General features: G+C 72.2%; 17 protein-coding genes. 11 read left to right on the top strand and 6 right to left on the bottom strand.

The window, feature by feature from the left end; all coding sequences use genetic code 11:
- The first annotated feature begins 167 nt into the window (after positions 1–167).
- The 11 genes from NQZ70_RS47430 to hypE are packed head-to-tail and all read left to right on the top strand — an operon-like array spanning position 168 to position 10,377.
- Entirely contained in the window at positions 168–1,343 is a 1,176-nt protein-coding gene (locus tag NQZ70_RS47430; RefSeq protein WP_129580121.1) for a 4Fe-4S dicluster domain-containing protein, read from the top strand.
- Positions 1,344–1,349: 6 nt separating this feature from the next.
- Complete coding sequence (locus tag NQZ70_RS47425) at positions 1,350–1,817, top strand: cyclic nucleotide-binding domain-containing protein (protein ID WP_129580120.1); 468 nt, start codon at positions 1,350–1,352, stop codon at positions 1,815–1,817.
- Positions 1,814–2,803 carry an FAD/NAD(P)-binding protein gene (locus NQZ70_RS47420; protein WP_207217663.1) on the top strand — a complete coding sequence of 330 codons (990 nt, stop codon included), beginning with the start codon at positions 1,814–1,816 and terminating at the stop codon, positions 2,801–2,803. Before NQZ70_RS47425 ends, NQZ70_RS47420 begins: the two co-directional genes overlap by 4 nt.
- Before the next feature lie 5 nt (positions 2,804–2,808).
- Complete coding sequence (locus NQZ70_RS47415; protein WP_129580119.1) at positions 2,809–3,585, top strand: oxidoreductase; 777 nt, start codon at positions 2,809–2,811, stop codon at positions 3,583–3,585.
- Entirely contained in the window at positions 3,575–4,879 is a 1,305-nt protein-coding gene (locus tag NQZ70_RS47410; RefSeq protein WP_129580118.1) for a Ni/Fe hydrogenase subunit alpha, read from the top strand. The genes NQZ70_RS47415 and NQZ70_RS47410 overlap by 11 nt, the downstream gene beginning before the upstream one ends.
- The gene (locus NQZ70_RS47405) at positions 4,876–5,328 is read left to right on the top strand and encodes a hydrogenase maturation protease (RefSeq protein ID WP_129580117.1); all 453 of its coding nucleotides are present in this window, start codon (positions 4,876–4,878) and stop codon (positions 5,326–5,328) included. Before NQZ70_RS47410 ends, NQZ70_RS47405 begins: the two co-directional genes overlap by 4 nt.
- A 4-nt stretch (positions 5,329–5,332) precedes the next feature.
- Entirely contained in the window at positions 5,333–5,674 is a 342-nt protein-coding gene (locus tag NQZ70_RS47400) for a hydrogenase maturation nickel metallochaperone HypA (RefSeq protein WP_129580116.1), read from the top strand.
- Between the two features lie 2 nt (positions 5,675–5,676).
- On the top strand, positions 5,677–7,998 hold the full coding sequence (hypF, locus tag NQZ70_RS47395; protein ID WP_129580115.1) for a carbamoyltransferase HypF: 2,322 nt from the start codon (positions 5,677–5,679) through the stop codon (positions 7,996–7,998).
- 2 nt (positions 7,999–8,000) lie between these two features.
- Complete coding sequence (locus tag NQZ70_RS47390; protein WP_129582001.1) at positions 8,001–8,246, top strand: HypC/HybG/HupF family hydrogenase formation chaperone; 246 nt, start codon at positions 8,001–8,003, stop codon at positions 8,244–8,246.
- On the top strand, positions 8,243–9,352 hold the full coding sequence (gene hypD / locus NQZ70_RS47385) for a hydrogenase formation protein HypD (protein WP_129580114.1): 1,110 nt from the start codon (positions 8,243–8,245) through the stop codon (positions 9,350–9,352). The genes NQZ70_RS47390 and hypD overlap by 4 nt, the downstream gene beginning before the upstream one ends.
- Positions 9,349–10,377 carry a hydrogenase expression/formation protein HypE gene (gene hypE, locus NQZ70_RS47380; RefSeq protein ID WP_129580113.1) on the top strand — a complete coding sequence of 343 codons (1,029 nt, stop codon included), beginning with the start codon at positions 9,349–9,351 and terminating at the stop codon, positions 10,375–10,377. The genes hypD and hypE overlap by 4 nt, the downstream gene beginning before the upstream one ends.
- Before the next feature lie 181 nt (positions 10,378–10,558).
- Here hypE and NQZ70_RS47375 read toward each other — a convergent pair whose 3' ends face one another.
- From NQZ70_RS47375 to NQZ70_RS47350, 6 genes are read right to left on the bottom strand one after another with little or no spacing between them, the layout of a single operon-like run.
- On the bottom strand, positions 10,559–14,746 hold the full coding sequence (locus NQZ70_RS47375) for a hypothetical protein (protein ID WP_129580112.1): 4,188 nt from the start codon (positions 14,744–14,746) through the stop codon (positions 10,559–10,561).
- On the bottom strand, positions 14,743–17,016 hold the full coding sequence (locus NQZ70_RS47370) for a hypothetical protein (RefSeq protein ID WP_207217662.1): 2,274 nt from the start codon (positions 17,014–17,016) through the stop codon (positions 14,743–14,745). Before NQZ70_RS47370 ends, NQZ70_RS47375 begins: the two co-directional genes overlap by 4 nt.
- Positions 17,013–21,560, bottom strand: coding sequence for a DUF6603 domain-containing protein (locus NQZ70_RS47365; protein ID WP_129580110.1), 4,548 nt, complete (start codon positions 21,558–21,560; stop codon positions 17,013–17,015). Before NQZ70_RS47365 ends, NQZ70_RS47370 begins: the two co-directional genes overlap by 4 nt.
- A gap of 20 nt (positions 21,561–21,580) precedes the next feature.
- Entirely contained in the window at positions 21,581–22,960 is a 1,380-nt protein-coding gene (locus NQZ70_RS47360; RefSeq protein WP_129580109.1) for a M14 family zinc carboxypeptidase, read from the bottom strand.
- A gap of 9 nt (positions 22,961–22,969) precedes the next feature.
- Complete coding sequence (locus NQZ70_RS47355; RefSeq protein ID WP_129580108.1) at positions 22,970–24,031, bottom strand: hypothetical protein; 1,062 nt, start codon at positions 24,029–24,031, stop codon at positions 22,970–22,972.
- Positions 24,032–24,046: 15 nt separating this feature from the next.
- Positions 24,047–25,504 carry a hypothetical protein gene (locus NQZ70_RS47350; protein ID WP_129580107.1) on the bottom strand — a complete coding sequence of 486 codons (1,458 nt, stop codon included), beginning with the start codon at positions 25,502–25,504 and terminating at the stop codon, positions 24,047–24,049.
- Between the last annotated feature and the right edge of the window lie 2 nt (positions 25,505–25,506).

The following is a 25,506-nucleotide window of genomic DNA, read 5'->3' as shown; positions in this document are numbered from 1 at the left end:
TCGTGCCAGCTCCTGGCCGGCAGCTCTGTGCGGCGCTGGCGCACGCAGCGGTGCGCGGGGCGCCTCGCGACGCCGGACGAGCGTCGGAGGGGGAGCGGCCTGGAGCGCGCGCCGCTGGTCGTCTGCGGCTCGAATCCGGCGGCACGGACCGTGCTCGCCGCCCCCGCATGAGCGGCGCAGAGACCGGCTTTCATCCTGGCGATCGCGCGGTGCTCGGTCGGCCGGGGATCGCGGCGCTCCTGCAGTGCCTGCGCGAGGAGGGCTACCGGCTCATCGGCCCCACGCTCCGCGGCGGGGCCATCGTGTACGACGAGATCCAGGGCGCGGAGGAGCTCCCGGCCGGCTGGACCGAGCAGCAGGAGGCCGGTCGCTACCGGCTCTCCAGGCGCGCGGACGAGGCCCTGTTCGGCTACGCGGTCGGGCCGCGGTCGCTCAAGCACCTCCTGTTCGTGCCCCGGCTCCGCCTGGTGCAGCTCCGGCGGCGCGGCGGCTCCATCTCCCGGACCGACGAGCCCGAGGCCCCTCCGCGCCTCGCCGTCCTCGGCGCGCGGGCGTGTGATCTCGCCGCGGTCGACGTTCAGGACCGCGTCTTCGTCGACGGCCCGCATCCGGATCCCGACTACGTGGCGCGCCGCAGGAGCCTCTTCGTCGTCGCGGTGCAGTGCGGGCAGGCGGGCGGGACGTGCTTCTGCGTGTCGATGCGGACGGGGCCGCGCGCCGAGCGTGGCTTCGACCTCGCGCTGACCGAGCTCCTCGACGATGGCCACCGCTTCTTCGTCGAGGTGGGCAGCGACGCCGGCGCCTCCTTGCTCGCTCGCGTGGGCGCGCCTCGCGCGGGCGAGGACGACGCCCGGGCGGCCTTCGAGGTCTCGCGCCGCACGGCGACCCAGATGGGCAGAAAGCTGGAGACGGACGGCATCAAGGAGCTCTTCTATCGAAACCTCGAGCACCCTCGCTGGGACGACGTGGCCGAGCGCTGCCTCGGATGCACCAACTGCACGCTCGCGTGCCCGACGTGCTTCTGCAGCACGGTCGAGGACGTGACCGACGTCGCGGTCGACGACGGCCGAGACGCCGCCGTGGCCGAGCGCTTCCGGCGCTGGGACTCGTGCTTCTCCCTCGACCACTCGTACCTGCACGGCGGCAGCGTCCGCGCCTCGCTCCGGGCTCGCTACCGGCAGTGGCTCACGCACAAGCTGGCCACGTGGATCGATCAGTTCGGCACGTCCGGCTGCGTCGGCTGCGGCCGGTGCATCACGTGGTGCCCCGTCGGGATCGACATCACCGAGGAGGCGGCGGCCATCCGCGCCGGAGACGGCGCTGTCGCCGCAGGGAAGGGGTAGGCGAGGGTGCAGGCGCAGGAGCTCCTCCCCGTCCTCGGGGCCCACCCGTTCCTCGAGGGGCTCCCGGCCGCGCACGTCGTGCGCCTGGCCGGGGGCGCGTCGGCGCAGAGCTTCCCGGAGGGGGCGTTCCTCCTCCGGGAGGGGGGCGAGGCGGACATGCTGTACCTGCTCACGCAGGGGCGCGTGACGCTCGAGATCCACCGCCCCGGCCGCGGCCCGGTGCAGGTCGAGAGCCTGTTGGGTGGGGACATCCTGGGCCTGCACTGGCTCTTCCCGCCGCGGCGATGGGTGCTCGACGCGCGGGCGGTCACACAGGTGCGCGCGATAGGGCTCGACGCGGCGCACGTGCGCGCGTGCTCGGACGCCGATCCCGCGCTCGGGTACGCCGTGTCCCTCCGGCTCCTGCGGCAGCTCTACGCGCGGCTGGAGCGCGTGCGGCTGCAGCGGCTCGACGTCTACCGGGCCGAGCCATGACGTTCGTGCCGCGGGAGGCCCCGCTGCCCTTCGCGCCGGACGCCGCGCTCCGGAGGAGCTCCGGCTCGCCGCTTGGGGCTGCGGGTCGCCTGGCGGTGCCCTCCGCCCCAAACCTCGGCTCGCCGCTTGGGGCTGCGGGTCGCCTGGCGGCGCCCTCCGCCCCAAACCCCTTCGCCCCGGAGCCGGCGCGCGTGCGGCGCGTCCACCGCGAGACGGCGACGACCTTCACGGCGACCATCGAGGTGCCGGGCCGCCCGGGCGGCCTCGCGTTCGCGCCCGGCCAGTTCAACATGCTCTACGCCTTCGGGGTCGGCGAGGTCGCGATCTCGATCAGCGGGGATCCCGCGCGACCCGATCGGCTCCTGCACACGATCCGCGAGGTCGGCCCGGTCACGCGCGCGCTCGGCCGCCTCCGCTCGGGCATGGCGCTCGGGCTGCGCGGCCCGTTCGGCAGCCCGTGGCCGGTCGACGAGGCGCGCGGCGCGGACGTGCTGCTCCTCGCCGGCGGGCTCGGGGTGGCGCCGCTGCGCCCGGCGCTCTGCCACCTCCTCCGGCACCGCGACGCCTACGGCCGCGTCGCGCTGCTCTACGGCGCCCGCGGGCCCGAGGACCTGCTCTACCGCAGGGAGCTCGAGCGCTGGAGCCGCCGTGCCGACCTGCAGGTGCTCGTGACCGTGGACCGCGCGGCGGCCGGGTGGAGCGGGCACGTCGGGGTCGTGCCGGCCCTCCTGCGGCTCGCCGACTTCGATCCGGGCCGCGCGGTCGCGTTCGTCTGCGGACCGGAGGTGATGATGCGCTTCACGGCGCGCGAGCTCGAGCGCCGCGGCGTCCCCGGCGAGCGCGTCTACGCCTCGCTGGAGCGGAACATGAAGTGCGCGGTGGGGATCTGCGGCCGCTGCCAGCTCGGGCCGAGCTTCGTCTGCAAGGACGGCCCCGTGCTCCGCTACGACCGCGTGGGACCGCTGCTCGCGGTCCGGGAGCTGTGAGCGCCATGGCGCGCCCCGCGAAGCCGAAGCTCGCCGTGTGGAAGTTCGCCTCGTGCGACGGCTGTCAGCTCAGCGTCCTCGATCTGGAGGACGAGCTCCTGTCGCTCGCCGCCGCGATCGACATCGCCTACTTCAAGGAGGCCACGAGCCTCGAGCGCGCGGGGCCGTTCGACCTGTCGCTGGTCGAGGGGTCGATCACCACGCCCGCCGACGCCGCGCGCATTCGCGAGGTCCGGCGGCTGTCGAAGGCGCTCGTCACGATCGGCGCCTGCGCCACGGCCGGGGGCATCCAGGCGCTGCGCAACTTCGCGAATGTACGGGAGTTTCTGTCGGTCGTGTACGCCTCGCCCGCGTACATCGAGACGCTCGCCACCTCCACGGCGATCGCCGACCACGTCCCCGTCGACTTCGAGCTGCGCGGCTGCCCGGTGAACAAGCGCCAGCTCTTGGAGGTGATCAGCGCCTTCGTCCACGGGCGCCGGCCCAGCGTCGCGAGCCACAGCGTCTGCGTCGAGTGCAAGATGCGCGGCAACGTGTGCGTGATGGTGACCGGGACACCTTGCCTCGGCCCGGTGACGCACGCGGGCTGCGGCGCGCTCTGCCCGACCTACCAGCGCGGCTGTTACGGCTGCTTCGGGCCGATGGAGGCGCCCAACATGGAGTCGCTCTCGCGCGCGTTCCAGGCGGCGGGCGTGCCGGAGCGCGACCTCGTGCGGCTCCACCGCACCTTCAACGCGAACGCCCCGGCGTTCCGCGCGGAGAGCGAGCGGCATGAGCGCTGAGACGCGCACGATCGCCGTCGACTACCTCGCCCGCGTCGAGGGCGAGGGCTCGCTGACGCTCGTGATCGAGGACGGGCGGGCGAAGGAGGCGCGCCTGTCGATCTTCGAGCCCCCGCGGTTCTTCGAGGCGTTCCTCCGCGGCCGGGGCTACGCGGAGGCGCCCGACATCACGTCCCGCATCTGCGGCATCTGCCCTGTCGCGTACATCACGAGCGCCTGCCGCGCGATGGAGGACGCGCTCGGCATCGAGCTCGGCCCGGAGCTCCGCGCGCTCAGGCGCCTCCTCTACTGCGGCGAGTGGATCGAGAGCCACGCCCTGCACGTCTTCCTGCTGCACGCGCCCGATTTCCTCGGCTACCCGGACGCGGTCGCGATGGCGCGCGACCACCGCGACTGGGTCGCGCAGGGCCTCGCCATCAAGAAGGCGGGCAACGCCATCGTCGCGCTCCTCGGGGGCCGGGAGATCCACCCCGTGAGCGCCCGCGTCGGCGGCTTCTACAGCGCGCCGTCCCGCGCGGCGCTCGAGCGCCTGCTCCCGGAGCTGCGCGCCGGGCGGGAGCACACGCGCGCGTGCCTCGCCTGGATGGCGACGCTGCCGTGTCCGGAGCTCGAGCGGCCCTACGAGTTCGTCGCGCTCCGCAGCGACGACACGTACGCGATCGCCGAGGGGCGCCTCGTCTCCTCGGGCGGGCTCGACATCGAGGTGCGCGCGTACGACGCGCATTTCGTCGAGGAGCAGGTCTCCTGGTCGACGGCGCTGAGGTCCCGGATTCGCGGCAGCGGCAGCTACCTGTGCGGCCCGCTCGCGCGCTTCAACCTGAGCTTCGATCGCCTCCTCCCCGAGGTCCAGGACGCGGCGCGGGCGGCCGGCCTCGCCGTCCCGTGCCGCAACCCGTTCCGGAGCCTGCTCGTGCGCCTCGTGGAGATCCTGCAGGCGTTCGAGGAGTCGATCCGGATCATCGAGGCGTACGCGCCCCCGCCGGCGCCGTTCGTCGCGCCCGCGGCGGTCCGGGCGGGCACGGGCTACGGCGGCTCCGAGGCGCCGCGCGGCTTCCTGTACCACCGCTACACGCTCGACGCCGAGGGGACGATCCTGGACGCGAAGATCGTCCCGCCCACATCGCAGAACCAGCGCTCGATCGAGGAGGACCTCTGCGCGCTGTCACCGTCGCTCGCGTCGCTGCCGCACCGCGAGGCGACCGCGCGCGCCGAGCAGGCCGTGCGCAACCACGACCCCTGCATCTCCTGCGCGACGCACTTTCTCACGCTGCGCGTCGAGGAGGCGCCGCGATGACCGCGCGGATCATCGGTCTCGGGCAACGGGCCGCCGGGGACGACGCGGCCGGGCTCGCCGTGCTCGAGGCGCTGCGCCGCCGGGGTCCCCCGGGCGGCGCGGAGCTCGTCGAGGCGAGGGACGCGAGCGCGCTCGTCTCGCTCCTCCAGACGCCCGCGACGGTGGTGATCGTCGACGCCGTGCTCGCGTCGCCGTCCGGGGAGGTGCTCGATCTCTCGCCCTCGGACCTCGCCGCCGGCGCGCCTGTCCCGGTCTCGACGCACGGCCTCGGCGTGGGGCAGGCCATCGAGCTCGCGCGCCTCGCTGCGCCGGACCGTCTGTCGCCCGACATCCGCATCGTCGGCGTGAGCATCGGAAGGCCTTCTCAGCAGAGGAATGGCCTGTCGCCCGAGGTGGCCGCGGCGGTCCCCCGGGCCGTCGCCCGCGTCCTCTCGGTCCTCGGAGGGTGAGCCCGTGCACGAGTCCTCCATCGCAAGGCAGCTGCTCTCCGCCGCGCTGGACCGCGCCGCGGCCGAGGGGGCGACGCGGGTCCTCTCGGTGCGCGGCTGGGTGGCCGAGGCCGAGGCGCTCTCGCCGGAGAGCCTCTCGCTCCACTTCGCGGCGCACGCGCGCGGCACGCCGGCCGAGGGAGCGCGCCTCGATCTGCGGCTCCTGCGCGTCGAGGCGCGCTGCCTCTCCTGCGGCGGCACGTACGCGCCCGACCATCACGTGCTGCTCTGCCCGCGCTGCGGCGGCGACCAGGCGACGCTCCTCGGGCGCCTGGGGCTCGGGCTGGACGCGCTGGAGGTCGAGTAGCCATGCCGCGCCTCGCGCTCCGCGTGCAGGGCATCGTCCAGGGCGTGGGCTTCCGCCCCCTCGTGTACCGCCGTGCGTCCGCGCTCGGCCTGGGCGGCTGGGTGCGGAACCGCCCCGACGGGGTCGAGATCGAGGTGCAGGGGCCGGAGCGCAGCCTCCACGCCTTCGTCGCAGGGCTGACCCGCGAGCCCAGCGCGCCCGCGCGCGTCGAGCGCATCGAGATCGAGCCGCGGGCCGAGGAGGAGACCGGTCCGTTCCAGATCCTCGGCAGCGAGGCGGCGAGCGGGGCGCGCCCGTCGGTGCCCGCGGATCTCGCCGTCTGCGAGGCGTGCGCCCGCGAGGTGGACAGCGAGACCGGCCGCCGCCGCCGCTACCCCTTCACGAGCTGCGCGCGGTGCGGACCCCGCTACACCATCCTCTCGGGGCTCCCGTACGACCGGGCCAGCACCACGATGGAGCGCTTCGCGATGTGCGCCGCGTGCGCCGCGGAGTACGAGGACCCCGCGGACCGGCGCTTCCACGCGGAGCCCATCGCCTGCCCGGCGTGCGGCCCGCGCGTCCAGCTCGTGACCTCCGCCGGAGACCCGATGGAGCCGCGCCTCGGGGGCTCCGGGTCGCCCGACGGCGCGCTCCGCGAGGCCGCGGCCGCGGTGCTGGCGGGGAGGGTGGTCGCCGTGAAGGGGCTCGGCGGGTTCCACCTGCTCGTCGACGCGACGTCGCCGGACGCGGTCGCGCTCCTGCGCCGGCGGAAGCGCCGCGACGCAAAGCCGTTCGCCGTGATGTTCGGCTCGCTCGGCGCCGTGCGGGACGCCTGCCACGTATCCCCTGCGGAGGCGGACGCGCTGCTCGGCCCCGAGGCGCCGATCGTGCTGCTGCGGCGGCTCGCGCCCGCCGCTGCGCGGGTCGCCATCGCCGACGCGGTCGCGCCGGGCGTGGCGCGCCTCGGGGCGCTGCTTCCCTACACGCCGCTCCACCGGCTGATGCTCCAGCTCGTCGGGCGCCCGGTGGTCTGCACGAGCGGCAACCTCTCGGACGAGCCGATCTGCATCGACACCTCGGACGCGCTGGAGCGCTTGGGCGGCGTCGCCGACCTGTTCCTCGTGCACGACCGGCCCATCGCGCGCCCCCTCGACGACTCCGTGGCCCGCGTCGGGCCGGCCGGGTTCGAGCTCCTCCGCCGCGCGCGCGGGTTCACCCCGCTGCCCCTCCCGCTGCGGGTCGCCGCCCCGCCGATCCTCGCCCTCGGCGGCCACCTGAAGAGCACGACGGCGCTCTTCTTCGACGGCCAGGTGGTCGTCAGCCAGCACCTCGGCGACGCGTACACCGCGGAGGGCGCCGCGCTCATCGAGCGCACGGCGCTCGACCTCGCGCGCCTGTTCCGGGTGCGGCCGGAGCGCGTCGCCTGCGATCTCCACCCCGACTACGCGGGGAGCCGCATCGCCGAGCAGCTCGCGGCGGCCTTCCGCGCGCCGCTCGTCCGCGTGCAGCACCACCTCGCGCACGTCGCCGCCTGCATGGCCGAGCACGGCCTCGATGGCCCGGTCCTCGGCCTCGCGTGGGACGGCGCCGGCTACGGGCTCGACGGCGCGCTCTGGGGCGGCGAGGCGCTGATCGTGGACGGGGCGTCCTCCCGCCGCGCGGCGCACCTCCGCTCCTTCCCGCTGCCGGGCGGCGAGCGCGCCATGAGGGAGCCGCGCCGCTCCGCGCTCGGGCTGCTCTGGGAGGTCCGCGGCGAGGGCGCCCGGGACCTCGCGCGCGCCTGGTTCCGCGAGGCCGAGCTCGGCCCGCTGCTCACCCTGCTCGCGCGCGGGACGGGCTCGCCGCGCACGACCAGCGTGGGTCGCCTGTTCGACGGGGTGGCGGCGCTCGCGGGCCTGCGCGGGACGGCGAGCTTCGAGGGGCAGGCCGCCATGGAGCTGGAGTGCCTGGCCGAGGCGGCCGGCGGGCAGGTGGGCTATCCGCTGCCGGTGCGCGCCGGCGCGCCGGGGGCGCCGGCGGTGATCGACTTCGGCCCGCTGATCGACGCGGCGCTGGCCGATCGGCGCGACGGTGTGCCGCCCGGCGTCATCGCGGCCCGCTTTCACGCGGCGCTCGTGGACGTCGCCGAGGCGCTCGCCGCCGCGACCGGCCTCGGGCGCGTCGTGCTCGCGGGCGGGTGCTTCCAGAATGCGCTCCTCGCCGCGTCGATCCGCGAGCGCCTCGCCGCGCGCGGCGTCGAGGTCTACACGCCGAGGCTCTACCCGCCGGGCGACGGCGGCCTGTCCCTCGGCCAGGTCTTCGTGGCCGCGCGGCGCGGCGCGGGCGCCGACGCGGTGGAGGCGTGACGATGTGCCTCGGCGTCCCCGGCAAGGTCCTCGGCGTCACGGGTGGCGACCTCCGGCTCGGCCGCGTCGCCTTCGGCGGGATCGTCAAGGAGATCTGCCTCGCCTACGTACCGGAGGCCGAGGCCGGCGATTACGTGATCGTGCACGCGGGCTTCGCCATCAGCCGCGTCGACGAGGCGTCGGCGCGGAGGACGCTCTCCTACCTCGATGAGCTCGGCGCCGCGCGCGAGGGGGACGAGCCGCGATGAGGTTCATCGACGAGTACCGCGACGCGCAGCGCATCGCGCCGTACGTGGAGGCGATCCGGCGCGAGGTCTCCCGCCCCTGGTCGATCATGGAGGTCTGCGGCGGCCAGACGCACGCCATCGTGCGCTTCGGCCTGGATGAGCTCCTGCCCCCGGAGATCTCGCTCCTGCACGGCCCCGGCTGCCCGGTGTGCGTCACGCCGGTCGAGCTCATCGATCGCGCGCTCGGGATCGCCTCGCGCCGCGAGGTCACGTTCTGCTCGTTCGGCGACATGCTGCGCGTCCCCGGATCGAGCGAGGACCTGTTCGCGGTGAAGTCGCGCGGCGGCGACGTGCGCGTCGTCTACTCGCCGCTCGACGCGCTGGCGCTCGCTGAGCGCCTGCCGGGCCGTGAGGTCGTCTTCTTCGCGGTCGGCTTCGAGACCACGGCGCCCGCGAACGCGATGGCGGTGTTCGAGGCGCGGCGCCGCGGCGTCCGGAACTTCTCGCTCCTCGTCTCGCACGTGCTCGTGCCGCCCGCGATGGAGGTGATCCTCCGGGCGCCGGACCGTCGCGTCGACGGGTTCCTCGCCGCGGGCCACGTCTGCACGGTGATGGGCATCGACGCGTACCGCCCGCTGGCCGCCGAGCACCGCGTCCCGATCGTGGTCACCGGCTTCGAGCCGATGGACATCCTCCAGGGCATTTTCATGTGCGTCCGGCAGCTCGAGGGGGGCCGCGCCGAGGTGGAGAACCAGTACGCCCGCTCGGTGCGCGAGGCCGGCAACGAGGCTGCGCAGCGCATGCTCCGGGAGGTCTTCGAGGTCGTGCCCCGGACCTGGCGAGGCATCGGTCCCATCGCCCGGAGCGGGCTCGGGCTCCGGCCGCCGTACGCGGACCACGACGCGGAGCGGCGTTGGGCGCCGTCGGGCGACCCGGAGCCCCGAGCGTCGACCACCTGCAAGAGCGGCCTCGTGCTCCAGGGGGTGATCAAGCCGCCAGACTGCCCCGCGTTCGGCACACGCTGCACGCCGGAGACCCCGCTGGGCGCCACGATGGTCTCCTCGGAGGGCGCGTGCGCGGCCTACTACCGTTACCGGAGGGCGGACCCGCCGCGCGGTTCGAGATGAGCTGCCCCGTGCCGCTGCGCGAAAGGACGGTCCAGCTCGCTCACGGGGGCGGCGGGCGGCTCATGCGCGAGCTCATCGAGCGCGTTTTCCTGCCCGCCTTCGACAGCGCCCCTCTCGCGGCCCGTCACGACGGCGCCGTCGTGCGGCTCGGCGGCGCGTCGCTCGCGTTCACCACGGACACCTACGTCGTGCATCCGCGCTTCTTTCCCGGAGGCGACATCGGCACGCTGTCCGTCTACGGCACGGTGAACGACCTGGCCGTGACGGGCGCCCGGCCCGCTTACCTGAGCGCCGGCTTCATCGTGGAGGAGGGGCTGCCCATCGGAGAGCTCCATCGGATCGCGCTGTCGATGCGCGCCGCCGCGGACGCGTGCGGGGTCGAGCTCGTGACGGGCGACACGAAGGTGGTCGACCGGGGCAAGGGCGATGGTCTGTTCATCAACACGGCCGGCATCGGCGTGGTGCCCGAGGGCGTGGCCGTCGCGCCGCGCCGGGTCCGGCCGGGGGACGCCGTCCTCGTGTCCGGCGACGTGGGGCGGCACGGGATCGCGGTGCTGTCCGTGCGGGAGGCGCTGGCCTTCGAGGAGCCCGTGGAGAGCGACTGCGCGCCGGTGGCGGACCTCGCGGCGGCGCTGCTCGCGTCGGGGATCGACGTCCACTGCCTGCGGGATCCGACCCGCGGCGGGCTCGCGGCCGTGCTCAACGAGATCGCGCTCGACGCGGGCGTCCACGTCGAGGTGGAGGAGGCGAAGATCCCCGTGGAGCCCGCGGTGCTCGGCGCGTGCGAGCTGCTCGGGCTCGACCCGCTCTACGTGGCGTGCGAGGGCCGGCTCGTCGCGTTCCTGCCGGAAGCCCACGCCGAGCGCGCCCTGGCGAGCCTGCGCGACCACCCGCTCGGCCGGGGGGCCGCGCGCATCGGTCGGATCGTCGGGGAGGGGAGGGGCGGCGTCGTCCTGAGGACCCGGCTCGGGACCCGGCGCACGCTCGATCTGCTCTCGGGCGAGCAGCTGCCGCGCATCTGCTGAGATCGCGCAGCAGCATCCTGCGCCGGATGTGCTCGTGCGCCCGCGCACGGTCGCGCGAGCTTCTAGCGCAATGCGTCATGTTGCCAGCGTCAGGGCGGCGCCTGCGTCTCCCGTGGACGATCCGTCGAGCGGGCGGACCAGCGTCACGAGATCCCGCAACCTCCTGGCACGGGTCTCCTCGCTACCCCCGCCCCGAGGCCACGGCCCGCGCAACGCTGCTCCCCGGCGACTGCACCGCCAGCTGCGACACGTCCACGCCGTCGGCGTCGGGGGTGACCCCGTAGTAGTCGAAGTACACCTTCGCTCGCGAGATGCCCGAGGCGATGGTCATGTTGGTCAACGCCACCGTGAAGCTCGCCCCGGGCGCGAGCGTGACGGCTTCCGAGGCGGGGGTGGCCGCCCAGTAGTGGCCTCGCACGTCGTCCGAGAGGGCAGAGAACGTCCACCCCGCCGCGGCCAGGGACATCGAAGACACCGCGTCGTCGGGCACGAGCTGGCCGAAGTGGATGTAGATCGAGGAGCCTTGTTTGGCCGCGTCCTCGTTCACGATCTTGCCGGGTGAGAACGTGGTCGGCACCTTCCGCAGGTTGGTCACCGTCAACACCAAGCTGGCGCCGGCTCCGGACTGGACGACCGGCGCGCCGCTCGCGTTCGTCAGCGCGAAGCGGAGCACCGTCGGGTTGACGCGGAGCCACCCTTCGGTGAGCGCCTGGGGGCTGTACTGCCAGACGGCGCCCGCAATGGGAGCGGCGATGTCGGCGATCACCCGCCAGGTCTTGCCGCTCGACAGCGTCTCCTCCTCGATGAACGCGAACTCCACGCCGCCGATGGTGGGCAGCGGCAGAGAGACGCCCGGCGCCGGCTGGAGCACCGGACTGACCTGGAACGTCACGTTCAGATCCGCCAGCGTGTCCGCATACTGATCCGGCGGTATGGACAGGGTCGCTGTCGGCAAGATGCCCGTGACCGCGTGGACCGCCGCGCGCGGATCGAGCAGCATCAGCACCTTCTGCGCCCCGAGCGAGGGCGAAGGGGCCGCGCCTTCCGGCGGCGCGGAGGGGCTGAGCAGCAGGCTCGTCGTCGATGGCACCACCACGCCGGACGTGGCTCCGGAGGTCGCTGCCTCGGTATAGAAGGTGGACAGGTCGTATGCGCCCTCGGCACCCTGCTTGAAATAGCCCACCAGGCCGTCGTCGAGCCGCTTCAGGTCGCCGAGGACCACCGGCAGCCGAAGGCCGCTGATCCCGCTGTCGGTGTCCTCGAACGTCTGGCCGTCGACGAGCGTCGAGAAGGACTGGTTATACGCGACCGTCTCCGACAGCGCGAGGCGCAGAGACGCCTGACACAGGGCCACCGGGCGACCCACCAGGAGGGCGAGGCCGGACTGGCTCGGGAGCGTGGACGGCGCGGTCGAGGTCGCGGCGGCGTCGAGCGCTGTCCAGAACGCTTCGAAGAAGGCCGGCGTGGACGCGCCGAGGGCGACGGCGAGGTCGCGGAGGTGCGGGTTCTGAGAGGCCATGACCGTGGCCACGTCCTGGTCCACCGTCGCGTCGTCCCCGGGCGTGGCCTGCCACACGACCCTCGTCTTGTCACCGGTCAGAGACAGCGCGCCCAGCGGGGCGCCGAGGGCGTTGTAGAAGAACACGCCGACGACGAGGTGGCTCGGCAGGAGGAAGCCGCAGATGGGCGTGGTCGCGGGGTGATCGTTCATCTCGACGTACTCGGCCGCGTCCGCCGCGAGCCACCGGAAGAGGAGGCGCGACGGCTGGACGAGGCGCGGCGGCAGCGTCACGACGCCCGGCACGGCCTCGCCGCGGTACGTGGTGGCGAGCGTGCGAGAGATGTAGACGTTCTGGATCTCGACAGGGCGCTTCTGCCCGAACGCGTCGAGCACCGTGAGGCTCGGCTTCATGAAGCCGGCGCGCAGCGGGGAGAAGGCGCCGTTGAAGAGGGGCGAGAGAGGCGGGATGTCGTCGCGCTGGGTGATGATCGACGTGGTCTGTCGCGTGGCCACCTGGAACGGCATCGGCGCGGCGGACGACACGCCGATGTCGAGCTGGAGCGCCTGCGCGCGCATCAGGAAAGCGCTGTTGAGGCCGGTCATCGCCTGCATCACGATCGGCGTCGCCTGCAGCTCGGACAGGACGGCGGACAGCGTCGGGTCGGCGTGGCTCGCGAGGTACTTCGTGATCTGATCGGCGAGGTTCTCCGCCGTCTTCGAGGACAGGACGCCGGCGCCCGTGTACGCCACCGTGCCCGAGCCGGGGAGGGTGGGATCGAACGACACCTTGGAAGGATCCACGTCGATGCTGCCGGGCCCGTTCGGCGCGTACGCCATGAACCGCGGGTCGTCCGTGTCCAGCGCGAAGTTGCCGGTCACGACCGCAGGGGCGTAGGGCGAGAGCGCGCCGGAGGAGGTGACCGTCGGGGACAGCGGATGGTAGTTCGCGGTCCACAGCACCTGGAAAGGAAGCCAAGGATTTTCGCCTTCCCACCACGTCACGGCGACCGGAGACGGCAGGGTGCCGGTGAAAGCCTGGTACGCGCCGCTGGGGGCGCCGCCCTTGAGGGCAGCGTCCAGCGCGGTCGTGAGGGCCGCGTCGGCGTTCCCGCTCGCCGCCGCCGCGATCCGCGTGTTCAGGAGCACGGCCTCGAGCACCAGCGCGGCTATGTCCGACGCGTACGGGAGGTGGTTCGGCGACGGCGGACTGAGGGCTTCAACCTGGCTCGCGCTCAGGGTCACGGTGCCACCGCCTACCTTGCTCAGCGTCACGGCGGTGACCACGGCGTCGTTCGTGCGGCACGCGAGCTTGCCTTCGGGGTGGAACCGGCCGTCGCCTCCGTACCGCGTCGCCAGGCGGACCGCGTCGCCGGCGAGCAGCACGACAGGCTCCGTGGGAGCGAGCGACGCCTGCGCCGGGACCTGCTGCAAGGCGTACCCCGCCGGCAGCATCTGGCCCACCGCCTGGAGCTGGGCAGCCAGCTTGTCCTGCGCGCCCGTCAAGAGGCCCTGCGTCGTGGACCAGCCGGCGGCTCGCGTCGAGAAGGCGTTGAATGCCTCGTTCTCGTTGTCACGCGCCACCTGGAAGAGACGGTACCAGTCGGCGAAGAGCTGCCATTTGAACGCGGTCACGATCCGCGCCATCTCGTCCGCCTCGGCCTGGTATTCATTGAGGAGGTTCAGCGCGTCGGCCAGGGCGACGGGCAGGGGCGGCGGCGTGGCCGCCCCCGCCTCGTCCGGGGCGCTGTCGTCCGCGGCCACGAGGGTGTGCAGCGTGCCGGCGGGCGTGGCGCCGAACTGACGGGCGAGCAGCTCCTCGTCGAGGGCGGCGAGCTGCCCGGGCACGGGCGCGGCGAGGCCGCTCAGGAGGCCGAGCTGGAACAGGGTCAAGAGGTCCTCGAACCCGGCCGGCTGCGGCTGGCTCTTGCCGGCCATGTACGCAGAGAGCGCCTCCGCCGGGTGGTTGCCGACGGCCACGTCGAGCGCGAGCGGCGCGCCCTGTTGCGAGATGTACCGAGTCGAAGGGCTCCAGACGATGTCCTGCGCAAATCCGCTGTAGAGCGAGTATGACGCCGGGCTCGCGGCGGCCAGGAGCTCCCAGCCGCGCTCGTCGGACAGAGAGGCAGGGTCCTTACCTCCGGCCACGGGGTCGTCCGCCGGGTCGCTGTAATAACCGGTGACGACGTACATCAGGTTGACCGCACCGTGGCTGGTGTCCACGTCCGAGAGGTCGTCCCAGAAGCCGAACACGTCGCGCGCGTTCGGGTAGAACGCCGCGAAGGCGATGTCGCCGCTGGCCGCCGCGTGGATCGGAGCGCCGCACAGATCGACGATGGTCGTGCCCGGCGGTGGGGTCGGATCGGTCCAGCTCCCGTCGAACAGCTGCCATGCGCCGAGGTACCGGAACCCGCGACCCGGCGGGCCGCTCGCCGCGGCGGGAGGCTCCTTCACCGGCAACGTGGGCGCGTTCTTGCCATCCGGGCGCACGGTGGAGAGGGCGTCGCTCATCACGATCCAGCTCTTCGAGGCCAGCGGCCCGCCGGACACGACGACGCGCGTCACGAGCCAGCGGTTGGGCAGCGCAGGGAAGGTCAGGTCCGTCGAGTCCGCCCGGGTCAGCGCGTCCGGCATGGCCCAGTGCAGGTGGACGCCCTGTTCCATGGGCCAGAGCGGCGGCTGGTCGTAGTCGCGCCTCACGTTGACGCCGAGGAACGCGGGGAGCGGATCGGTCGTCTGTTCGGCGTACGTCGTCGTCGCCCCAGCGAAGCCGACCGTCTGCTCGTGCGCGTCCACCGCGCCCACGCAATAGGCCTCCACGTCGAGCGGGACGATGAGGCCCGTCGTGCCCGCGACACCCATGCTCCTCATGACGATGCCTCCGCGAAGGCCACTTCCACGACACCCTTGCTCATCTCCAGGGCCCACTCCGCCGACGTCACCCCGTTCGGCAGCGTCTGGCCGAAGTCGCCGGTGAGCCGCGACGCGATCGTCGCCGCGGCGCTGGCCACCTGGAGCGTCTGCCCGTCCGCCCGGGTCGTCACGCAGGCGACGGCGCGCGTGCCAGAGGGATCGCACGGCGTCGCCTTGGTGGTCGGGTTCGTGGTGTACTGCCGGCCCGGCGTGGGAGGGTTCACCTCGCGCAAGGTCGTGAAGTACGTGCCGGAGGGGCCGAGCTCCACGCCGGAGTGGAGCTGCTCGGGCGGCTCCTGGATGAGCAGCGAGCCGAGCACGCCACGGAACAGCGCCATCGTCACGCTGTCCGAGAGGCGCCGCACCGCCACCCGCGGGATCTCGGTGGTGCGCGCGCCGTCCGAGAAGCCGCGGAAACGCAGGTTCGGCCAGCCGCTGACCGCGGCGGACCGGAGCAGGAAGCCCGTGATCGGTCCGTTCGCGTCCGGCGCGGGATCGGCCAGCCATGCGGCGCGCGACCGTGGGTCGTTCTTGCGGAGCGTCCGCATGTGGCGGCGCGCGTCGAGCCGGACTCGCGGCGCATGCACCGTCTCCAGCTCGCCCGCCGACGCCGTCCGGCGCCCCACGCTGAACGCGCCGTCGAGCAGCGCGTCCACGTACCCTTCGTCCACGTAGAAGAAGCGGATCGACTCCGGCGGCAGCATTCGCTCGTCGGGAACGAGGTAGTTGAAGGGCACGCTCGTCAGCGTCGCGAGCTGAGCCAGCCAGTCGAGCACCTCGGGGGGGAGCGGCGGCGCAGCGCCCGCGGCCCGGACGGCGCGCTTCTCCAGGAAGCTCGGGAAGACCTTCGCTCCGCCGAGCCTCGCCTGGAGCAGCGCCTCCTCCGCGGCGACGGCGTCCGACTGGATGACGGACAGCTTCCACCGGTAGAGCGCGTTCGCCACGCCCGTGGCTTGCAGCATCAGGAGCTGGCCGAGCTGCCACGCCGCGCCGTACGAGACGTCGAACATGCCCGTGTCCGGGTTGTAGGCGTTCGCCGCGTCTGGGCCCGAGTAGAGGGCGGCGGACCTGGGCGGCGCGGGGTTCGGGGCCGGCAGGAGCGGTCCGCGGTAGAAGGAGACGGTCTGACCGCCGTGGCGCAGGTGGTGAGTCATGGGTACGTAGCCGAGCATCAGCGCTTGCTGGACGAGCACCGCGGCGTCCGCCGTCGAGAGGGTGCCGAGGGCCTGATTGGCCAGCGCACGCTGGATCTCGGCCGCGCTGGGAGGCGGCCCGTTCAGGGGCAACGCCAGGGTGGACAGCGCATTCGAATCGGGCGCGCGGTTCAGGTTCGTGAGCAGCGCCTCGAGCGTCTGGTCCATCGTGTTCGCCGTGAACGACCAGGCGCGATAGCAAAGGAGGCGCACGGCCGTCGTCCCCGCTGGGATCGACGGGCTCTGGCCGCCGTCGTCCGCCGGAAGGTAGTCCGCCATGTTCTCCAGGGACACGAGGAACGCGTGCGTGACCGCCGTGGTTGACGGGATCCGGTTCGCCATCACCACGGCGCAGAGCTCCGTCGTGGTGGCGCTGTCGACGCCCTCGGTCGTGTCCACCTCGCGGATGTGCGCGAGGTACTGCACATCGGCGGCCGACGGCGCGACCTTGTTCCACGTGGCGAGCGGCAGGTCGATCACCGTGCACCGGTCGTCCGGCGTCTCGCCGTATCCCATCGGGTTCAGGGTCGCCGCGCCGTAGGAGAGGATCGACGCGGGCAGGGTGCCAGTCCCCGTCACGTTGGATTCCTTCACCGTGATGACCGTGCCCGCGGGGACGAGGTCCTTCGCGAGCATGGCCGCGGGAATGGGGTTCTCGCCGTCCGCGAGCACGAGCACCGCGAGCCAGGGATCCTGGTTGTAGGTCGAATCGCCGTTCTTGAGCATCCGCTCCCACGGCAGGGTCCGGCGGCGCAAGACCACGTGGGGCAGCACGCCGTCGAGCTCGCCGTTCGCGAGGTTCGGCGGGAACACGCTGGCGATGTCCTCCGGGGCGAGGGAGAATCGCTCGCCGCTCACCACCAGCGTCGCCTGCGCGGAGAAGGTGCCTGGGCTCTGGTTCGGAATGTTCTCCTCGGCCGTCACCACGTAGGTGCCAGTCCGGAGCGGCGGCGTGTCGTCCTGAATGAACGTAACGTACCTCTGGGCTGTGCTCGTGCTGCTCACCGCGTCTCCTCCTTCGTCACGCTTCGTCATGCCGAGCGCATCTCACCGAGCAAGCGGAGCCGCGGAGCGGCGTCCAGGTCGTCGTTCGCGGGGTCCGACAGGGAGGTGACGTGCACGTTCGGATCCACCGTCACGCCCTGCCCTGCCATGGCGGCGATGAGCGCGCTCCGCACCGTGCTCACGGTCCGCGTCGCGATCGTCTGTGCCACGGTCTCGGTGGTGAACGGGTCCGTCGTCGGGATGACGGCGTTCGTCCACGAGAATGGCTGGATGTCATCTTCCAGCGTGAAGAGCAGCGCCTCGAGCGGGACCGGAAGGGTGGTGTCCGGCGGCGCGACGACGGGCACGAGGTCGTAGCCGCCGAGCGCGTTCACGATGGTGCTCGACGTGAGCGCCGTGGCCGGATCCACGACGGGGACCCCGTGCGCGTCGAAGGTCTTCAGCTCCCAGAACGCCTTGGGCGCGTTCACGAGCGCGCGCACCGCGTGGAACGTGGACAGCTCCGAGGACTGCACCGCGAGCGCGAGCCCGGGCTGGAAGTCCGCATTGCCGATGCCAGCGGGCCCCGCGCCGAAGGCGACGTTCGGGGCGATCACGTTGCCCTGCGCGTCCTGCGGCTGCTCGCTGTCGGGCGCGAGCGACACCTGCCCCGAGAAGGTGCTCGTCTTGATCGGAATGACGGTCTTCACGTGGCCGCGGAACGTCTCCCCATTGACGAGGTACACGGGCGCCGAGGGGGTATCGTCGAGGACCCGGACCAGGCCCTGGGACACGGTGAACCGGACGAGCGGCGACGTCGTGGGGTCCCCGAGAGACGCCCCGGCGACGCCCGAGCCGCGGCGCCGCGAGGCGCCCGGCCGCGCGAATCGGCTCCGCGGGCGCGCGGCCTGCAACGAAACACTCGTCTGGCCGGGGAGCACATCCGACACGAACTGGCGCCACGGCACCGTCGTGGATGTGTCCTGCGACGACGCGCCGAACGAGATCGTGAACGAGATGATCGAGAGGTCCACGGTCGCCTTCCCGGCGAACGAGGGTCCCCAGATCTGGATGCCCACGCCGACGTGGACGGTGATCGACACGCGGACGAACCAGATCTTGACGCTGAAGGATGCGCCGAGATCGATGCCCGCGTCGATGAAGTAGTGGAAGGGCTTGAACTGCAGCAAGAAGTCCGCCCACACCGTGAACCAGGCGCGGACCGGCCCGCTGCTCCAGGTGGCGCTCATCTGCCCGCCGGCCATGATCACGTTGTTCGTGAGCGCAAAATAGTGCCCGCCCACGATGGCCAGCTCGGGGGTCACCTGCCAGCTCAGCCCGAGCCTGGGGACGGTGGGATAGTAGCTCGGGACCGTGAAATTCGGGTTGTAGCCGCCGAAGGTGAGCACCGTCTCCCCGGCGCGATCGCCCGAGAACCAGAGATAGAAGGCGAACCCGCCCGTCAGGCGCGCGTCCTTCGACAGGATGTACGAGCTCGGGGTGAGGTGTCCGGCGATGGCGAGCAGGCCCGTGGACGGAGAGAAGGACACCTCGAGCGCGATCTGGACCTCCGCGACCGGCGCGTCCGGCGGGATCTGGAGGGTCGAGATCCCGAGGAGAGCGATCTCGAAGGTGTTCCCGAAGGTGACCGTGGCGAGCGCGAAGGAGTCGACGACGGTGAAGCTCGTGAAGCTGAGACCCGCGGCGAGCCAGTAATCTCCGACGCTCGGCGCCACCACGCCGGACGACACGAGCCGCGCGAGGACCCCCTGCACCTGATCGCTGATGGGCCGCGTCGGGTCCATCGTCGGCGGGTCGTCCCCGCCCGTCGCCCACGCGACCAGCGGGAAGCTCGCGACACGGCTCACGTCCGGGATGACGAGCTGCCGGTTGAAGCCGAACCCGACCGCCGCCCCGGTGACGAAGAACGCAGGTATCCCGCCGAGCGGCGCGTTCAGGATGCCGTACAGGAAGAACGACGGGTGATCCTGGTACTCCGCGTATCCGGCGAACGCCGCGAGGGCCAGCTCGGGCACGCGCACCGACAGCACGCCCACGAAGTTCACCGGCGACAGCGTGCCGAGCAGCCCACCCTGGATGCTGATGGGTCCTTCCTGGAAGCTGACCGCGATCCCCTGGATCGTGAGCTCCACGCTCGGCGACTCGATCGGCGAGCCGATGCCCAGCCCGAGGAGGTCGATCTCCAGGCCTCCCGCTGCGAGCGCCATGTTCGTGAGCACGAACAGGGACCCGTGCTGGTACGAAAAGCCGATCTTCTGGAAGGTGACCGGACCGAACCTCTTCTGCACGTCGATCCACATCACGTCGCTGCCTGGCGCGGCCGCGCCCGCGAGCGCCGTCGCGGTCGCGGCGAGCGCGGAAGGAGGCGCGGGCGGCGGGCTCGTCACGAGGAGGCTCAGGCTGCCGAGCACGAGCTCGGCCGCCATCGAGAAGCCCTTCGGGATGGCCTGCGCGTCGGCCGCCGCGCTCGTCGGCGGGAGCGGCTTCACCGGCACCTGGAGGTCGGCCATGAGCTGATTGACCGCCGCCACGTCCGCCGCCGTGAACGCGTCGGACGTCACCACGAGCTTCACGTTCTTGATGCCCACCATCGCGTCCGCGGGGAGGGCCTTGCCGACGAGCGGGAGGCTCGACAGCGGGAACTCGACCGCGATGTCCATCGCGAACAGGTACTTCTTCGTGCCGTTCGCGTTGATGTACGCTAGCAGCGCGTCGGCGATGTCGACGACGAGCCCGTCGGGCAGGATCGAGGCCACGCTGGGCGAGATCGTCGCGATGAGCTGCTTGACGTCGATCGTGCCCGTGCCTGCGCCGTGGGTGTACGCCGCCACGAACGCGTCCGAGCTGCCGCCCTTTCCAAAGCCGACCTCGAACGTCAACCCGTTCGCGGTGAAGGCGCCCTGCACGACGGCGGTCAACGACGGGCTCCACGTGAGCTGGAAGCCGACCGAGAACTCGGTCAGCGTGAGCACGCCGGGGATCACCTCCCAGTCCAGGGTCGGCGTGAGCGGATCCGCCGCGCTGGCGAGCGCGATCGTCATCCCGAGGTTCGTCAGCGCCGTGGGCGAGACGGTGAGCCCGAGGTTCAGCTTCTGGATGAGGAAGTGGAGCCGATCGAGGCCGGACGCCCGGATGTAGCTCCCGAGGTCCGCCCCGTTCGCCAGCGTGGCCATCTCGCCGATCGACGGGAGCGCGATCACCGGCGAGATCACGTCGAGGCGCCACGGCGCGGTGGACGCGCTCCGGCCGAACTCCACCAGCACCTGCCCTTGCTCGCCGATCGCGAACATGCCCCCCACGGTCCCGAGCACGCCGTTCTGCGCGTCGATCGTGAGCTGGATCCGGAGGGAGGAGAGCGTGAGGCCGTTCGAGGGGAGGAGCGGCCAGGGGCTCGTGGACGAGAGCGCGAAGGTGAACTCCTGGAGCGCGAACCCTTGCGCGGCCACGGCCACGCGGAGATACCGGAACGTGAATCCGCCAACCTTCGACAGGCCCGCTGGGAGGAGGCTGTCCATCGAGCCGCCGGAGAGCAGGTGCGCGATGTCCCCGAGGTCCGGCAAGGCGATGTTCGGTTGCGCGGTGATCGACCAGACTCCCTGGTCCAGCGGAAACGGGATCTCCGCCTCCAGGGTGAGGCTGCCCAGCACGAAGTTGCCCCGGACGTAGCCGGACCCCGAGAGGCCCAGCGCGACCCCCTGACCCGCTTGGGTGTAGTCGAGCCCCAGGGAGACCACGACGTCGGTGAGCGCGATCTTCCCGCCGGCCGCGGTCCAGAGGGCCTTCGCGGGATCCGAGGTGTCGGCGACGTCGAGCGTCACGTTCGAGAGCAAAGGCGCGTTCGGCCAGAGGGAGAGGCCGAACGACCGGAGGCCGAGCCCCGCCGTGCCGATGATCGCCGGGAAGGCGGCGAGCAGGTTCAGCCCGGAGGGAAGGAGCCACGCGAGGTCGTCGAAGGACCAGCTCTGCCCGTCCACCGGCCTCAGCTCGTACCCGCTCGTGGCGGTCGAGAGCGCGACGCCCAGGCCCTTCGCTCCGCCCGGCGGCGACACGTCGCCCTGGATCTGGGGCACGAGCGCGTACGTCCATAGACCGCTCTGCGGCGCCGCGACGCCGACCAGCCCGTAAACCGCATTGGCGAACGTCAGCGTGGCGGCGAGCCCGGGCACTTGCACCGTGGGCGACGGCCCGCTCGTGGCGATACCGCTGTAGAACCCGGACGGCAGCGCTGCGCCGAACGTGCCAGTGATCGTGGCCAGCGCGGGCGCCTGAAAGAGCGCCTCGATGGCGACGCCGCCGTTCCCGAGGTCCTCGAAGGTGACGGTGAGCGCCAGGCCCTGCCCCTGGCCGCTCACGACCAGCACGTTCGACGTCACTGCCGCAGGCAAGCTCACGTTCGACGTGAGGGTGAAGCCTGCGAGCTGGAGGAGCCAGAAGACGTCGAGCAGGTGCGCGCCCGCCGTGCCGCGGAGCGTCGGCGGGGTGAGCGGGAGAGCGTGGTTCGGGTCGCCCGCCTGGGCCTGCGACAGCGAGGTCAGGAGCGTCTGGAGGAGCTGGGATGCGGTGCCGTCGGACATGGCTATCTCCTCGGAGCTTTCTAGAGGGGTAGCTGGTTGCCTCGGCCGAAGACGTTCCAGTCCATGAACTCCTGCTCTGCGGCGGAGTTGATGGAGTGGTACCGGACCCGCCGCGCGGTGGCCTGGGAGGTCTGCCCCGCCGCGGCGATGAGGGCGAGCGCCGCGCGGATGTTCTTCTCGAACACCCCCATGATCTTGTTCTCCGGCAGCGCGAACCCGGCCAGGCCGAGATCCCCCGACGGATCCAGCTCGATGACGAACGCCCGCGCGTTCGCCTGGGTCGCGCAGCGATCGGCGAGCGTGCCCACGGCGTCGTATCCGATCTGGCTGACCGGCGTGCCGAGCCCGTACTGGTACGACCAGGACCACGACAGCGACGTCGCGATGAGGGCCTGGAGGATGCGCCCCAGGCTCTTGTAGCTCGCGTTGACGAAGTCGCGGTCGTATGCCTCGGTGGGATAGAGGATCTGCTGCGCGTAGGAGTGGTAGTCGATTATCGTATCGACGTTCACGTTCACGATATTGCGAATGTGGTCGATGGTCCCCTGGATGTTCCGGGTCTCGAGGGCGGACGCCCGGCTTGGTCCGAAGTAGCTCTCGCTCGTGGGGTCGGTGTTGTCGGCCGGGCGCTTGCGGATGAAGATGTTGTACCCGCTGTACCTCGTGGTCGCGTTGCGGTTCAGGTCCACGCCGAAGACCGCCGCCGGCTCGATGGTGAAGGAGCTGTTTCCCGCGTTCGGCGGCAGGGGCCGCTTGTAGAGCGGGGTCTCATACCTCACGTTCGTCCCGTTCGGCGCCACGTTCGCGAACGGCGGATTCGGAGTGGGCGGCACGCCGTTCTGGAGCGCGGCGAGCCACCCCGCCTGGGTGGTCGGCAGCGTGTCGCGGTTCTTGCGCCAGTAGCGGCTGTTCGCGGCCCCGTCGTTCACCGTGTAACTGTTGCCGTTGGGGTTCAGCATCGGCACGAAGTAGAGCCGGCGGTTGTCCACCAGGTCCCGGATCGCGGTCTGGTAGCGGCCGACCGGAGCAGCGGTGTAGTTGACGACGAGGTACTCCGCGATGAGGTAGGCGATGGCCGGGGCGACCCACTCGCGCGCGTGGATCCCCCCGGTGATGATGGCCGCCGGCATCCCTAACCCACCGCCGAAGGCCAGGACGGTCATGTCCCGGTTCACGCCGACGTCGTCGGGCACGGTCGCGCCGGCTCGGTAGGTATGGATGCCGGGGACGCCCCGGGTGGCCCCGTAGGCCGCGAGCCCCTGGAGATCCTGCTGCATGCTGTAGAACCGCATGTTGTTCCTCGTGACCACCGCCGGCGACAGCGTCCACGGCGCCGAGGCGAGGTAGTCGTACTCGTAGAAATGGTAATGATCGGAGGCGGTGCGTTGGGGCGGCGGCATCGTTCGTCCTCAGCGGGCGGTGTTTCGGACCAAGGGGGTGAGAGCGTCGGAGGGGCGTTGCGCCGCCTCGAAGTGGGCGCGGAGCCCGGCGGCGTCCTCCGCGCTGGCGCGAACTGCCCAGGTGGCCGCGTGGGCGGTCATCCGGCGCTCCTGGTCCACGACGGCGGACAGCAGCGCCTCCGGCCCGCCGCGCGCGGCCGGCGCGACCGGGAACGCGGCGAGCGCATCGAGGAGCATCGCCGTGTGCTCCCGCAACACCGGAGACATCGCCTCGTGCGCGGCAGGGTGCTCCGAGGCCGCGCGGCGTCCGAGGTGGCGGAGCACGTGATTCTGGTGCAGCAGCGCGCGCCGCGTCTGGGCGGCGAAGGGCTCACCGACCCCTTGGCCCTCCCGCTCGGAGTACTCGAGGCGAGCGGCGAGGTCTCGCTCCAGCGCGGGCTGCCCCGCCGCGGTCTGCGTCGCCCCGACGGCGGCGTCGTGGAGCGCGTCGCCATCGAGGTAAAGCACGATGACCGCGGCGCCCAGGGCCTCGAGATCGGCGATCCGGCTGTCGCGCACGGTCGCGACCACGCCGCCTCGAAAGCGGATGAACGGCTCTCGATCGTACATGAGCAGGCGGCGCACCTCGGGGGTGTCCGGCGCGATGTACACGCCGCGGTAGGGATCCACGTGCGGGATGCCCCGAGGCACCCGCAGCCGCGGGCCCCGCCGGCAGGCGTCGATCAGCGCGTGGGCGCGCCGCCGGTGCAAGGAGGCCCTGGCGAGGAGCTCCTGCCGCTCCTCCTCGGACGTGACGCGCGGCCGCGAGGCCTCGGCCTCGTGCTCCAGCGCCATCCATGCCTCGTTGTGGACGGCGGACGAGAAGATGGCGCTGGTCACGTTGTTCTCGTACGTGCCAATGCCGTACAGGTCCGCGTGCCGATCGAGGAGGACCTCGAAGTGCGCCTCCAGCGCCGCCTGCTCCGGGGCCCCCGGCAGCGCGCGGATCGCGGCCGCGCACGTGTCGAGGGACGTGTGGAGGAGATCCAGGAGCTGCCGGAAAGCAGCCTTGTGCTCGTCGCGGGTCGACATGATCCCTCGAGGCCCTTACCCGGCGATGATGAGCTTCACCGAGATCCCGAAGGACCCCGAGGGCGCGGTGTCACCTTGCCAGTACGACCACACCGCGCTCGTCTGGAAGGACGCGGGGTACTGGACCGGCCACGCGATGAGCGCGCCGGGCGCCGGGATGCTCATGGACGTCGCGACGACCGTGTTCGCGCCGTCGGGGCCTGGGATCGACACGGACAGCTTGCCGTCCGTGGGGATGTTCGTGAGCTGCACGCCCACGTAATACCTGTGCGCCGCGGCCGGCGTGCTGATGGCCGCCACCTGGCTCGCCGTCGGCCGGGCCGGCGACGACGCCGTGGTGGAGAGCCAGCTCATCTGCGGGTGCGTGGCGAGGAGCTGCGTCGCCCCCGCGGGGTTGATGTACCCGAACGGGGAGAAGTCCGGCGGCTGCGGGCACGCGCTCGCGTCCGCGTACGTGATGAGCACGTACGACTGGCCCGCGGGCGGCGGCGGCGGATTCCACACGATGGGCACGGTCGAGACCATCACCTGTCCGCTGGCCGTCGCGGTGAGGTCCACCCAGTTCTGGGGGACGCCCGCCACGGTGAACCCCGCTCCGGAGAAGCTCGTCGGCGAGAGCTGGCCCGTCGTGGCCCAGAACAGGTAGACGCGCGCTGTGCCGGCGCCGCTCGCCGTGTTGAGCGCCCGGAGGTAAAGGAAGTTGGGCTGGCCGATGACGAGGGTCTGCCGGAGCGTGCCGTCGTCATAGTCGCTCTGGCTGGCCAGGGCGGACACGTCCTGCGCCGCGGCGGCGCCGAAGACGATGATGTCCGGGCTCGTCTGGGCGCCGGTGCCCTCCGCGGCGATGGTCTGTCCGGGGAACTGACGGACGAACCCGCCGCGATAGAGCGTGTCGAGCATGACCATGTTGCCGTTCTGCTGGATGTAAGCGCCGAGCGCGTCCATGCTCGCGAAGGGCGTCGCGGGCCAGGCGGGCGGGCTCGGGCTCGCGGAGTTGTCGACCCACGCGATCAGGTAGTACGACGCGCCCGAGGTGCTCGGCGTGGGCGGAGTCCACAGGAAGGGGGTCGTCGTCGCGACGTACTGCCACTGCGACACGGCGCTGACGTCCTGGTAGCTCTGGGCGCTCCCGTTCACGGTGAAGCCCGTGGACTGCCACTTCGTCGGATCCAGGATCTGGTCGCTCTGCGCGAAGTAGAGGTAGATGCGCGCCTTCTGGATGCCGGCGGGGTTCTTGTTGATGCCGCGGACGTAGAGGTAGTTCGGCTCGCCGATGACGGGCGCCTGGAAGAAGTACCAGTCGTAGCCCGTGGGGTCGGTGAACACCGTCGTATCGAACGCGTCCGCCGCGCCGATGAGCAGCAGATCCGGAGAGGCGCTGTACTGCGCCGGGCCCGCGGGGGGCTGGCCGAGCTTCTGGCGGAGGACGATGCCGGTGGCGGCGGCCTCTCTCTTCGCGGTGGTGGTGATCATGA

The sequence above is a fragment of the Sorangium sp. So ce836 genome, from assembly GCF_028553905.1.
Classification (GTDB): Bacteria; Myxococcota_A; Polyangia; order Polyangiales; family Polyangiaceae; genus Sorangium; species Sorangium cellulosum_D.
This window is presented reverse-complemented; position numbering and strand designations above follow the sequence as displayed.